Source organism: Psychrobacter sp. KFRI-CH2-11 (assembly GCF_038239325.1).
Classification (GTDB): Bacteria; Pseudomonadota; Gammaproteobacteria; order Pseudomonadales; family Moraxellaceae; genus Psychrobacter; species Psychrobacter celer.
The window spans coordinates 2,950,774-2,964,183 of record NZ_CP151283.1; the positions used below are offsets into that span (position 1 = coordinate 2,950,774).

Annotated in this window: 11 protein-coding genes; 1 reads left to right on the forward strand and 10 read right to left on the reverse strand. The window is 50.8% G+C overall.

Features of this window, described 5'->3' with window-relative positions; translation table 11 throughout:
* Window positions 1–66: 66 nt before the first annotated feature.
* From panC to mazG, 6 genes are all read right to left on the reverse strand, one after another.
* Window positions 67–948, reverse strand: coding sequence for a pantoate--beta-alanine ligase (gene panC, locus AADH33_RS12250; RefSeq protein WP_348549058.1), 882 nt, complete (start codon window positions 946–948; stop codon window positions 67–69).
* Window positions 949–1,045: 97 nt separating this feature from the next.
* Window positions 1,046–1,846, reverse strand: a complete 801-nt coding sequence (gene panB / locus AADH33_RS12255; protein ID WP_348549059.1) for a 3-methyl-2-oxobutanoate hydroxymethyltransferase — start codon at window positions 1,844–1,846, stop codon at window positions 1,046–1,048.
* Between the two features lie 51 nt (window positions 1,847–1,897).
* Complete coding sequence (gene folK / locus AADH33_RS12260; protein WP_348549060.1) at window positions 1,898–2,488, reverse strand: 2-amino-4-hydroxy-6-hydroxymethyldihydropteridine diphosphokinase; 591 nt, start codon at window positions 2,486–2,488, stop codon at window positions 1,898–1,900.
* Between the two features lie 24 nt (window positions 2,489–2,512).
* Window positions 2,513–4,711 (reverse strand): polynucleotide adenylyltransferase PcnB, encoded by a 2,199-nt coding sequence (pcnB, locus tag AADH33_RS12265; protein WP_348549061.1) that lies wholly within the window; start codon window positions 4,709–4,711, stop codon window positions 2,513–2,515.
* 163 nt (window positions 4,712–4,874) lie between these two features.
* The gene (locus AADH33_RS12270; protein WP_348549062.1) at window positions 4,875–5,279 is read right to left on the reverse strand and encodes a ComEA family DNA-binding protein; all 405 of its coding nucleotides are present in this window, start codon (window positions 5,277–5,279) and stop codon (window positions 4,875–4,877) included.
* Complete coding sequence (mazG, locus tag AADH33_RS12275) at window positions 5,263–6,129, reverse strand: nucleoside triphosphate pyrophosphohydrolase (RefSeq protein ID WP_348549063.1); 867 nt, start codon at window positions 6,127–6,129, stop codon at window positions 5,263–5,265. The genes AADH33_RS12270 and mazG overlap by 17 nt, the downstream gene beginning before the upstream one ends.
* A 126-nt stretch (window positions 6,130–6,255) precedes the next feature.
* Here mazG and AADH33_RS12280 point away from each other — a divergent pair, with 126 nt between their 5' ends.
* Window positions 6,256–7,743, forward strand: a complete 1,488-nt coding sequence (locus AADH33_RS12280) for a phosphomannomutase CpsG (RefSeq protein ID WP_348549064.1) — start codon at window positions 6,256–6,258, stop codon at window positions 7,741–7,743.
* A 71-nt stretch (window positions 7,744–7,814) separates the two neighbouring features.
* Here AADH33_RS12280 and AADH33_RS12285 read toward each other — a convergent pair whose 3' ends face one another.
* The 4 genes from AADH33_RS12285 to AADH33_RS12300 form a co-directional block, all read right to left on the reverse strand.
* Complete coding sequence (locus AADH33_RS12285; protein WP_348549065.1) at window positions 7,815–9,215, reverse strand: UDP-glucose/GDP-mannose dehydrogenase family protein; 1,401 nt, start codon at window positions 9,213–9,215, stop codon at window positions 7,815–7,817.
* Between the two features lie 32 nt (window positions 9,216–9,247).
* On the reverse strand, window positions 9,248–10,921 hold the full coding sequence (gene pgi, locus AADH33_RS12290; RefSeq protein ID WP_348549066.1) for a glucose-6-phosphate isomerase: 1,674 nt from the start codon (window positions 10,919–10,921) through the stop codon (window positions 9,248–9,250).
* Window positions 10,922–10,924: 3 nt separating this feature from the next.
* Window positions 10,925–11,809: a UTP--glucose-1-phosphate uridylyltransferase gene (locus tag AADH33_RS12295; protein WP_348549067.1), complete on the reverse strand. Its 885-nt coding sequence runs from the start codon at window positions 11,807–11,809 to the stop codon at window positions 10,925–10,927.
* Between the two features lie 69 nt (window positions 11,810–11,878).
* On the reverse strand, window positions 11,879–13,399 hold the full coding sequence (locus AADH33_RS12300) for a glycosyltransferase family 2 protein (protein WP_348549068.1): 1,521 nt from the start codon (window positions 13,397–13,399) through the stop codon (window positions 11,879–11,881).
* Window positions 13,400–13,410 lie beyond the last annotated feature (11 nt).

Genomic DNA, 13,410 nt, shown 5'->3' on the forward strand with positions numbered 1-13,410 from the left:
CGCTATTGCTTCCTGCACATTGCGATATTACCATGGCTGATTATCTGACGACGAATTGCATAATAATTACTTGAGCGTCACTAGCTGATTGTCCAATAAACGCGCGCGACCAAGCCATGCCGCTACCAAAATAACCATGTCTTGTTCATCTTTATCAAAACCCTCTGTTATAGCATCCAGCTCAGCGGTTTTTATCTCTAAATAGTCAACAGTAAACCCTGCATTTGTGAGGTGCTCACGCGTCTGTGCAAGTAACGCCGCTATGTGCGGCAATATCGAGCCTTGCGGCGCTATCTTTATATCTTGCAATTGCTGCGCCAAACTTTGTAGCGCTTGATGGAGCATAGGCGCTACCTGCCGCTCGCTGGCCGTTAAGTACTGATTGCGTGATGATAGCGCCAAACCATCAGCAGCACGGACAATGGGCGCGGCGATAATCTCTAGCGGATAACTAAGGTCTCGCACCAACTGCTTGATAATCGCCAACTGCTGGTAATCTTTTTGTCCAAACACCGCCGCATCAGGCTGGATGATATTGAACAGTTTTGCCACCACGATACCCACCCCATCAAAGTGTCCAGGACGTGACTGCCCGCATAGCTGCGCGCTAATCGTCCCTGCCAGCACTGCTGTCGCGGGCGGCAAGACTGGATACATCTCCTCGATACTGGGCGCAAAGACATAGTCCGCCGCCACTGTGGCAAGCTTTGCCACATCGTCGTCCAGCGTACGCGGGTAGCTATCAAAATCCTCACCTTCACCAAACTGCGTGGGATTGACAAAAATACTCACCACCACGATATCAGCGTGTTGCTTGGCGATGTTTACCAGCTCAAGGTGGCCATCATGCAAATTACCCATCGTCGGCACCAGAGCGATAGATTGCTGAGTGCGATGCGGCTGCAGCGCTGCACGCAAGTCTGATATCTGCTGATAAATGATTGGCATGATAAAGCCTTCTGTTCTTAATAATCGTAATTGCCGAAAGACAAAGTCAAACTCACTAAAAGGTTAAGCTATCATCAATTCAACTTAAAAATTAAAACTAGCTAAATTGATGCTGGGCGGTAGGAAAGCTGCCCTCGCGTACCGACTGCTGATACAGAGCAAACGCGCCTTCAATACTGCCAGCACGATTACGCGCATCGGTCAAAAAATCATGGACAAAACGCGGCACGCGGCCGTGCGCCATACCGAGCATGTCATGCATGACCAGCACCTGACCATCGGTATCTGCGCCTGCGCCGATTCCGATCACTGGTACCGCGACTGCTTGGGTCACCGCTTTGGCCAGCTCAGCGGGCACACACTCTAGTACCAACAGCGCTGCGCCTGCGTCGACGACGGCTTTGGCATCAGCCAGTAGCTTGTCTGCGGCTGTCTCACCGCGGCCTTGGATTTTATAGCCACCAAAGACATTGACCGACTGCGGCGTCAGCCCCAGATGCACACACGTTGGGGTGCCTGCCTGCGCTAAGGTTGTGACCAGCTCGCACAGCTCACGACCGCCTTCTATCTTCACCACGTGCGCGCCCGCCTGCATCAGCTTGCGGCTATTGGCCACCGCTTCTGGCAAAGTAACATAGCTCATAAACGGCAGATCTGCCAAAATCAAAGCGCTGCTATTACTCCGAGCGATATTGGCGGTATGATAAACCATATCGTCAACCGTGACTGGCAGCGTTGAGCCATGGCCTTGAACGACCATCCCCAAGCTATCACCGATTAAGATCGTGTCAATCTGCGCCTTGTCCATCATCCGCGCAAACATCGCATCATAGCAGGTCAAGCACGTAAACTTGGTGCCTTCTTTTTTAAATTTATTTAGCGTAGATAACGTCGTCATATAGCCCTCAATCCCTTTGATTATCAGCTGAATATCTGGCGAGCGCGCCGCTCATGAGTTATTTTTTAATAACTTGAGACCTGTCCAATCGCAGCTTGGCGGATAGTCCGCAATCGGCTTGCCCAATACCTGTAGCTCTGGCGCTATCTCACGTAGCGGCAGCAAGACAAAGTTACGTTCACACAATCCAGCATGCGGTATGGTCAGCTTAGCATCCGTCATTTGCAGCTGATCATATAGTAAAATATCGACATCCAAACTGCGCTCACCCCAACGGCGCAAACGCGCGCGTTTTGCTTGTGCCTCTAGCTGCTGACAAAACGCCAATAGCTCAAACGGCAATAACGTCGTCTCAAACCCCGCGACCGCATTGATAAAGTCAGGCTGGTCTTGTGGCCCCATCGGCGCTGACGCATAGAACGATGACACCCGCAGATGACGTATCTGCGCATGCGCTTGCATCGCGTTGAGGGCGGTCTGTAGATGTTCGGTCGGCGAGCCCAGCTCATTGGCCAAATTACTACCTAACCCCACATAAGCGCATGCCCATTCTGCGGCGTCCTGATTACTGCCGTGATCAGTTGTGCTATTGACGTCTACAGCACCATCGGTGCTTTGACTGTTATGAAGGCGATTATTCATACCATTGGCTCTCACAGTCACCGATCAAACGTCTTTGGTGCTGGGCTGACGACGGCGACGCTTTGAAGGTATCGGGCCTTTATCCGCCTCTATCAGACTGATGATCGTCTGAGGCATTGCAGTTTGTGTTTTTTTGCTTGCGCTGGGCGCAGACGTTTTTTTCGCTGTAGCGGCTTTTTTATGGTCTGTGCCGCGCTTAGCTGGCGGCTCAGCTTCGATAGTAGACTGAGCAGCAGGTTTTGGCGCTTGTTTTGCATAAGCCTTAGCCGGTTTTACGGGCGTCTGCTCGCTGACATCGGTCGCTTGCGGTTTGGTCATAGTAGCAGTACTGCTAGGCTGACGGCGGCGACGCTGATAAGGTATCGGCGCATTATTGAGACTCACCAATGCTGGCGACTGAGCAACCGTGAGCGCAGGCTTATCTGGTACCGATGCGACGGCTGTGTGCTTATCATCGCGGCTAACAGCTTGAGCCGATGACGTCTGCTGTGTTGAGGATGGGTTTTCTGCTTGCGACTTTGGTTGTTTTTGCGGTTGTTTTTTCGGTCGTTTTTGCGCGGCTTGCTGTTTGTCTTGAGCAGCGCTTTGAGCCTCTTTATCTTGCGGCAGCTGTTTTTTTAGCGGCGGTACGACTGCTTCGTGCTCGATGACAAACAATGGCTTTGGCGCGGCAGGCTTTTTGTGCGACTGCTTGATAGCGGTCAGTGACAATTGCTGCAATTGTGCCAGCTCAGCCTCGTCCTGCGACAATGGCTGATTGTCATCATGACGGCCAGCGCTTGACTTACTGTTTGTCTGATTATTTGATTTGCTAGTCGCTGGCTGTGATTTGGCACGGCGGCGACGCGCAGGAATACCGCCTGTATCAGCGCTGTCTTTTTGAGGCACATTTGATGGTTTGGTCGACGCGGTATCTGTCACGCTATCGATACTGCTATCTGACTTTTGGCGATTGCGCCCGCGGCCGCGCTGGCTTTTTTTGTAGGCGCCGCGGCGTATGCTTTCGTCAAATGCATCAATCGCTTGCTGCTGCTCGGACGTGGAGAGCGTCTGATACGTCTGCCACCATTCGCCCATACCATTGGTCGACTCAGACAAGGGATGCTCAGCATCGCCGCACTGCTCACGCAGCAACAAAAAATCAAAACCTGCGCGAAAACGTGGATGCTCAGAGAGCTGGACGATTTGCTTGTTACGCGGTGCGGATAGCTTGGGCTGCAAAATCCAGATATCACGGATAAATTGCTCAGCAAACTTTGGAATGGCGGTTTTGATACGCTGACGGTCGATGACTTTGCCGGCGGCATGCAGTTGCGCATCGGCAAAAGGCATGTTGCGTTTTTTGGCTTTTTCTAGCTGGTGCAGGTAGTTTTCCCACAATAGCGCCGCATAAAAGAACGCCGGATTGATGCTTTTGCCAGCAGCGATGCGCTTGTCGGTATTGATCGCCACTTGCTTGACCAGTGCGCTTGGCTCAGCAGGTGGATAAATGACCAAGCTATCCATTGCCCCTGACTCAAACAATAACGGCAATAGCGGTACCAAATAGCCACCGGTAAACATCTTTTGCGTCTCGTCATAGAGACGATGCGGCGATATTTGCTCAAGTAGCGCCCAGTTGTCCTCATGGAACTGCTCCGCCAATGCCTCATCAAACTCAAAGCCAAGCTTGGCCTTAAAACGCAGCGCCCGTAGAAGACGTACAGGGTCCTCTTCGATACGAGTAGGCGCGTGACCAAGCAGACGAATGATGCGATTGTCGATATCGTCAAGCGCCCCGCAAAAATCATGGACCACGCCTTTGAGTGGTTGATAATAGAGCGCATTGATAGAAAAATCACGACGGGCAAAGTCTTGTTTGATATCGCCCCAGACATTGTCGCGCAAAATCATACCATCTTGGTTGGTATTGGCGTTGTTGGTCGGTGGCCCGCGAAACGTCGCCACTTCAATCAGCTCACGGCCAGAATACACATGCGCCAATTGAAAGCGGCGACCGATGATACGGCAGCGCTTTCCAAAGACGTCTTTGATCTCATGCGGCTTGGCATCCGTCACTGCGTCAAAGTCTTTTGGACGCAGACCCAATAATGTGTCACGCACCCCGCCCCCGACGATATAGGCATCAAACCCAGCTCGGGTCAATGTGGCAATGACTTCAGTAATGGAATTGGGTAATTCAGATTTATTCAGTTCTAACTGCTTGGCGGCACGCTCGGCCATGCATCTACTCCTCGCCGGTATTCTTTGATCACCCCTAACAGACACAGTGTTTATCAGGCGGATGTAACGACTAGTTTAACAAATTTTGCGCCTGCTGGGTGTGTTATGACCGTTACTTACGTGCTATTTTGTCAATATTTGCCTTGATTATTGCCAAACGCCTTTATTCATCTTGTACGCTGATGCGCGCTCGGTTTTTCTCAACGGTCTTCTGACCGATGCCTTTGACCTTTGCCAAGTCATCGACCGTCTGAAAACCGCCAAACATCTCGCGGTATAAAACAATCGCCTGCGCCTTATTACTACCGATACCATGCAGCGAGACCAGCTCGCCTTCACCGGCACGATTGATATTGACCACCGTTTGCGTGCGTGCTTGCAACTGCGCGGTCTCTTGCGCCAATAAAGACGCGTATGCTTGCTGCGGACTGGCTAAACAAGTCGCTGCCAAAGCCTCACTTAGCATGAGCGCCATGATAAGTAATGCCCCAGCGGCAGCCGCACCGACTGCGCTGACGGCTGTGCTGAGCATAGCACCGATCAAGCCAGGCTTATGATGAGCGTTCATGTCTTTTTGCCGCCTCCCACAAGGCATCCATCTCCTCAATACCGCTATCTTCCAGACGCTTGCCTGCCGCCGCCAGCTGCGCTTCGATATAGCCAAAGCGTGATTTGAATTTATGCACACAGGTCAGCGTTGCCGCTTCGGCATCGAGGCTGAGCTTGCGTGCCACATTGACCAGCGCAAACATACAATCGCCCAGCTCTTTTTCGATATCGCTAATATTGGCTTTTATCTCCGCCTTGGATTTATCCCTAACCTCCGTCTTTAACTCCTCGATCTCTTCTTCTAACTTCTCAAACGCGCCAGCTACCCCCTCCCAATCAAAGCCTAACTTTGACGCTTGGCTTTGTACCGACTGCGCTTGCATCAGCGCGCTACCCGCTTTGGTATTATCCAGTCGGCGCTTGGGTTTGCCGCGCGCCTCTCGGGCTTGCTGCTCCTCGAGCTTGATCTCATCCCAGCGCGCTTTGACCGCCGCGTCGTCTGTCAGTGTCTCCGCCTCAAAGACATGCGGGTGACGGCGAATGAGCTTCTCTTGCAAGGTAGTGATCACATCGCTCATATCAAAACGCCCTTGCTCAGCGTAGAGCTGACAATGAAACACCACTTGCAGCAGTACATCACCCAGCTCGCCCTTGATGTCTTCGTCATCATCCGCTTGTACTGCTTCGCCAAGCTCGTAGGCTTCCTCAATGGCATAAGGAATCAGGCTATGATTGGTCTGTTTTTTGTCCCACGGACAGTCAGCACGCAGCCGCGCCATCAAGGTAAGTAAATCATCGATCTGGCCAGTGGCCTCAGGGGTGCCTTGTACAGGCGTGGGTGGCAACGTGGTTTGCTCTAACGGTTTCATAAAAGACGCTCTTGTTTTTGCGGGTTGGTTCCTGTGTCAGCTAGTGTATCATTGAATAGCAACTGGCTTATAATGGTATAAACACCGCCATTCACTGTTTATTGTTTATTAAAGGAATATATCGTTATGCCCACCTCTACCGTCCCCAGCTATCGACCAGCGCCTGAGTTTCCACCAATGACGATTGGCTCATTTAAGGCCTATGATATTCGCGGTGAGCTCGGCGTTAGCCTCGATGAAGACATCGCTTATCGTATTGGTCGCGCCTTTGCACAGATATTGTTTCAGCGGTATCAGCAAGCAGCCGCTGATCAAGACAGTGAGCTGGCGACGCTACAGCCCGCTATCGTCATCGGCAGCGACATTCGCCACTCAAGTGAGGAGCTGAAACAAGCAGCCATCAAAGGGATAGTCGATGCAGGCGTCGATGTCATCGACCTTGGTATGACCGGTACTGAGGAGGTGTATTTTGCCACCAGCCACTATCAGGCGCTGGGCGGCATCGAAGTCACCGCCAGTCACAATCCGATCAACTACAACGGCCTAAAGCTGGTCAAAGAGCAGTCAAAACCCATCAGCGCTGATGATGGTCTGGCCGAGATTCAGGCATTGGCGGAGTCTGGGCAATTTACCAGCAGTGATAAGTCAGGGGCATTGCAGCTGCTGACGGATAAAAGCGCCTATATCAATCATTTGATGACCTTTATCGACACCGACAAGCTCAAACCGCTAAAGCTGGTCATCAACTCTGGTAACGGTAGCGCCGGCCCTGTCGTTGATTTATTGACTGACAAATTGACGCAAGCGGGCGCACCGATAGACATCATCACACTGCATCATACGCCAGATGGCAGCTTCCCCAACGGCATCCCCAATCCGATGATTACCGCCAACCGAGCCGCGACGCAGCAAGCGGTTTTGACTCACAAAGCTGATCTGGGTATTGCCTTTGATGGCGATTTTGATCGGTGTTTTTTGTTCGACGAGACAGGCGAGTTTATCGATGGTAGCTATGTGGTGGGTATGCTGGCGCAAGCCTTTTTAAATAAATATCCAAACGAGTCCATCGTCTATGATCCACGAGTGATATACAACACCGAAGCGGTGATTGACGCGCATCAGGGTGAGGCGGTCATCAGTAAGTCTGGGCACTCCTTTATCAAGCAAGTCATGCGCGAGTCGGGCGCGGTTTATGGCGGCGAGATGTCGGCACATCACTACTTCCGCGACTTCTGCTATTGCGACAGCGGCATGATTCCGTGGCTACTGACCATTGAGCTGCTATCCATCACCGGTAAGACGCTGTCGGAGCTGGTCACCGGCTATATCAATGCCTACCCCAGCTCGGGGGAGATGAACTTTCGCCTAACCACAAATGACGCGCCTGCTATTATTAAAGCCATTGAAGACAAGTTTGCTAGCCAAAACCCCAGCAAAACCACCCTTGACGGTCTAAGCCTCGACTTTGGCGACTGGCGCTTTAATTTACGCGCTTCTAATACCGAGCCGCTCATTCGGCTCAATATCGAAACGCGCGGCGATCAGCCACTTTTGGCAGATAAGATACAAGAGATCGAGCAGTGGCTGGCGGCACAAGGGGCGATGCCAGCATAAAGCCTTTACCTTGGTACAAAGAGTGCTAATGGTCAGACAATAAAGGCTCGCTAGTGAATATGAGCGCGCCTTTATTTCGCACGACCGATGCCCATATAGCTCCCCACCAAGGCCGCAATTTGTGAGCGGCTCATGGCATTTTGCGCATCAAATATCGGCATGGCGTACTGATTGATTTTGCCAATATCTAACTGATCGCGCGGCGACCAACTGATGATAAAAATAGCCTGCGCCTCTGCAAGGTACTGATAAGGCTGGGTAACCAGCTCCAGCAGTGGCTGCTGCGCATACAGCACGGTCAGCTCATGTTGCGCCTTATCGCTATAGACCAGTGTGCGGATATTGTACGACCATAGCAAAGCGAGTAATGGATGAATAGCTGATTCAATTGTAAGCCCCGAACCAGCCTTATAACTACCGCCCCAGATCATCACGGTTTTATTGTCGATAAACCCATCAAAATACTGCCAAAACTTACGAAATATCAGCTCTTTTTGATCTTCATTGATATGTATGACCGACTCTAAGAGCGGCATATCTAGGCTACGTGCTTGGCTCGACTGCTGCAGCTGCTGCAGCTCACTTGGCAGAGTGTTGCCACCAAAGCCCCACCCAGCTTGTAAGTAACTACTGCCCACCCGCTGATCTAAGCCCATGATACGGCTGACTTGTCCAATATCGACGTTTTGACTATCTGCCAAGCGCGACATCTCATTCATAAAGCTCACCCGCGTCGCCAGCATCGCCATGATGCTACTACGAGCAAACTCAATGGTCGCGATATCGGCATGATGGGACGCGCTTGCATGCTGCATCAATGGCTTTAATATGGCCAAATGCTGACTACTCTCTGGCGTTTTTTCGCCCAGCAGCCACAATGAAGGGTTTAACATCGAGCTATAAGCATCACCGTCTTTTAAAAACACAAAGGGCACATAGTACACCCACGCCCGCTGCAGCCGCTGCGCCAGTGCAGCCACCTGCCCTAATGCCTGAATACCGCTCATGATCAGCGGTAGCGACTGCTGATGGCTGTGATTAAAGGCGGTAATCCAGCCGTCCTCTAGCCATATCGCGTCAATACTGTCTAAAAATAGCCAATATAACGCTACGCTGGCTGGTTTGGGCGGATTATCAGCGGCGTTGTGAGTGCCATCACCCGTTTTATCATAGCGCTGCAACAGCTGGTCTGCACTATTTGGCAATGCGTGGTGACTGATCAGCTGCTGCTGCTCATACATCTGCCACAGTGCTTGCAGATGATGCTCAAAACCATACTGCTCTAACTGCTGGGCCAGTAGGATTTTATCGGCATACAGATGCACGCACTGACCGAGGCTTGCCAGCACCACCGCACTGGTGATGGCCTCGATACTATGACCGACCAGCACACAGACATCAGTCTCCTTTACTGGCTTTGCTTGCCAGCCCCGTGGGTCAGATGAACGCTTATCACTATTATCCGTGCTCATGGTGTTACCTTGTAAACTGATGATTATAGGCTTTAAGACAGCTGATTGATGTGGCGTAGCAGCTGATCGGTGGAGCTATCAAACTGCCCTTCACGCTCGTCTTGCATGGCATGATACACGGACTCCGCCATCTGCTTACCCATCTCAACCCCCCATTGGTCAAAGGGGTTGATATCCCAGATGCTGGCCATGACATAGACCTTGTGCTCATACAGCGCAATCAACGCGCCTAGACTATGCGGGGTCAGCTCATCGAGCAAGATAGTGGTTGACGGCTGGTTACCGCGGTAGTATTTGTATTTATCAGCAGCACTATCGGCTATGCCATCACTGCCAGCTGTCGCAACGGCGGCATTCCCAAAGGCCAGCACTCGGCTTTGGGCCAGACAGTTGGCGAGCGATAGCTCATGCTGCTGCTGCAACGGCGCGTTTTTTTGCTTATCGTGATAACGGCGCACGCAGGCGATAAAATCACATGACACCTGCTGCGTTCCTTGATGCAGCAACTGATAAAACGCATGCTGCGCATTGGAGCCGATCTCACCCCACAGTATCGGGCAAGTATCATAATCGAGACGCGCGCCATGCTGGGTGACTGACTTGCCATTACTCTCCATCTCCAGCTGGGTTAAGTAGCTTGGCAGATAGCTCAAACGCCCATCATACGGCAGTACCGTGTGGGCATTGATGCGTAAAAAAGTACTGTTCCAAACAGCAATCAAACCCAATAAGACCGGTAAATTCTCTGCAAAATCAGCCTGAGCAAAGTGCTCATCCATACTGTGCGCGCCTGCCAGTAGCGCCTTGAACCCCGCCATACCAATCCGAATGGCCAGCGCAAGACCGATCGCCGACCACATCGAAAACCGCCCGCCGACCCACTCCCATAGCTGTAGCTGATGCTCAGGATGAATCCCCCACGCGCGCATCTTTGCGCTATTGGCAGAGATACCGATGAAATGCCGACGCAGCACACTGCCCTCTGTACCTGCATGGCGTTTGGCAGTAGCGAGCAACCATGATAAGGCGGTCTTGGCATTGGATAAGGTGTCTACGGTACCAAAGGATTTGGACGAGATAATAAATAAAGTGGTCTCAGGATTGAGGTGCTTGAGCAGGTTGTCCAGCTGGGTGCCATCCATGTTGGAGACAAAGTGTACATCGATATCGGTATCAGCCCATTCATCAAGCGCCGTCGTCGCCATCAAAGGCCCAAGATCTGAGCCGCCGACGCCGATATTGACCACATCAGTAATGGCCTTTCCCGAAAATCCGCGCCACGTGCCGTTGCGTACCCGCGCCGATAGGCGAGCCACCTGCGCCAGACTGCGATGCACATCAGCCACCACGTTTTGCTCGCCGACTTGTAGCGCGGCGTTCGCTGGCAGACGTAGCGCTGTATGCAGTGCCGCGCGCTGCTCGCTGGTATTGACCATCGCGCCTTGTAGCAGCGCCTCGATACGAGCCGATAGGTCGCAGCTATCAGCAAGGCTTAAAAGGTTAGATAATACCGTCTCATCGATACACTGCTTGCTATAATCCATATATAGCGCCCCCGCCCGCGTACTAAAACGCGTGGCGCGCGTGGTATCTTGCGCAAACAAATCCGCCACCGACCAGCGCTGCGCCGCTAAGCTCTGTAGCTGCGACCAATATACCGAGTGACGGGCGCTGCGATAAGCGCTATCTTGCTGTCTATCGTCCATGGGTTACTTATCATCCGCGAGTTGCCGCTCGGCAAAGTAGATAAACGCCTGCATGTATGAGCGCATATCGCCAGCATCATAGCTATCACCGCGCATCGTCGTGACATTGACCCCCGATTCACTAATCAGTGCATCGATGGCATCGGTCAGTTGAATCTCACCGCCGACCGAGGCGGTAGTCTGCGCCAGATAATCAAAGATTTGATTGCTAAACACATAGCGGCCGACCACGGCGAGATTGGATGGCGCGTCTGCTAAGCTGGGCTTTTCGACAAACCCTGCCACCTTAACACTGCTATTGCTGTTTGTGTTGTCATCGATATCGCTCGCATCACTAAACGCTTGACTCAATTGCGCGATACCGTATTTATGCACGTCCTCATCTGCCACGTTCTCGACTAATATCTGCGAATGACCATCATTGGCAAAGGCATCGATCATAAAGGCTAAGTTGTCCACGCTCATATCGGTGGTGTATGGATCGAGCACCACATCAGGCAATAACACGGCAAAGTCATGCTCACCGATGATGGGACGGGCGGCCAGTACCGCATGACCCAGCCCCAATGCCTTGCCTTGACGTATCATCGACACCGTCACGTCCTCTGGTAGCCAGTTGAGGCTATCGGCCAGCTCGTCTTTGCCTTTATGACGCAGCTGCGTATCCAGCTCGGCATTGATATCGAAGTAGTTTTCGATGGCGCTCTTTTGTGCATGGCCAACGAGGACGATGTGCTTGATACCCGCAGCAATGGCTTCTGAGACGACATAATGAATGGCGGGGCGATTGCCCAGTGGCAATAGCTCTTTGGGCACGGATTTGGACAGTGGCAGCATACGGGTGCCAAAGCCTGCGACGGGGATAACGGCGTGGGTGATGTTTTTCATACCTCAACAATCCTATTGGCTTAATATTTATCGTTAGTATTTAATAAAGAGCTTTATCTAGAGTTCACATTAAAGCTTACTCAATACTGTATGTGTGTCCAAGCTTTCTTTTAAGCTCAGCATATCTACTTTAATGCTATCTGGTATTCCAACAAATAAAGCTTGTGGCGCATTGGCTTGTTTTTCGACACTCGGCATAATCAAACTGGTTTTCTGATGAAGTGTCTCTATGTGCCACAGTCGCCATGCTTCCCAATAGTCTAAGCGAGCCAGCGCTGCTGTTTTATTATAGATACCGAATTCTTTTGAAGTCATCAAAGAGTTCGGACGATGGCTGGCGATGGTCAGCGGCTTTTTAATAACTACGATGCGCTCATTGCCATAGACTAGCTTTAAACGCTCAAAAAACTCACTATCCGCCCCTGTACGCACGATATGCCATAACCCTGCCTCTTGTTTGATAGCCTGCAAGCGAAACATGGGAGAAGCGGGATTTTGGCGCATAAAGGGATACACTTGCCTGACATAGTACTGACCTTCATGATCTAATCGCAACCAGTGGGAGGTCGTAACCATGACTCTAGCGTCTGTTATCAATGGCTGTACTTGCTCTGCTATTTTTTGTGGATGCGCCCAATCGTCAGAATCCTGACAGGTCAAAAACTCACCTGTCGCATACTGTGCACCGATGCTTTTGGCAGCAAATGTTCCTACATTTTTCGGTAACGCAATGACCGTTAAACCTTTATAGCGACTGTTCAAAGACTCTAAACGCTGTAGTGTATCATCAGTGCTGGCATCATCAACGACTATTATTTCTAAGTTGCGCCACGTCTGCATCAGCAAACTATGAATACAGCTCTCAATTGTCTCGCTGGCATTATAGGTGGTAACGATGACTGTCACTTTATGCCGCTGATAACCTTGAGACTCTTTTTGCTTATTCAGATTCTCTACTGTGCTTAGATTAGCTACAGTGAATTGCTGCTGCTCATCGGACAGCGCTATCTGATCAAGCTGATGATGAGTAAACATTTGATTTAAATTGGCCAGCTTCGCCAGTGGCATATGAAGTGCTATATTATTGTAGAGACATCTTTTATCTGTATACTCATCATCTGCTTGGTATGATAAAAAACCACTTAAATAGCTGTCAACGTGAGTATCTAGTGGGTAATACTGCTGTAAAAGCGCAATATATAGACCTTGATAATAAGAGCTATCTAACGTGCCTGACTTTTCTTTCTGTGCTTTCAAAAAATAAAATACCACTTCAGGGTAAAGTGATATCGTCTCTTTGATCAATTCATGATGAAATTGACGATAGCGGTTATCATATAAGAGTTGCTCTATATGACCTTTAGCCTTCTCATTCGTTAAGTTTTGACGCTTAATATTGGCAATAGTAGATACCACTGTATGACGCGGTGTCTTTACTGATAACCATGATTCACGCTCTAAAGCTCTACGATATAAACCTAAACGCACTGCATACCAACGGCGCTTAGCAGTGATATAGCGCTGCCTAGGCTTTAACACTGCTAAAGCCTGAGCGAACTGCTTATTTTTAACATAAGAAAAGTATTTCAAATCGAGACCTA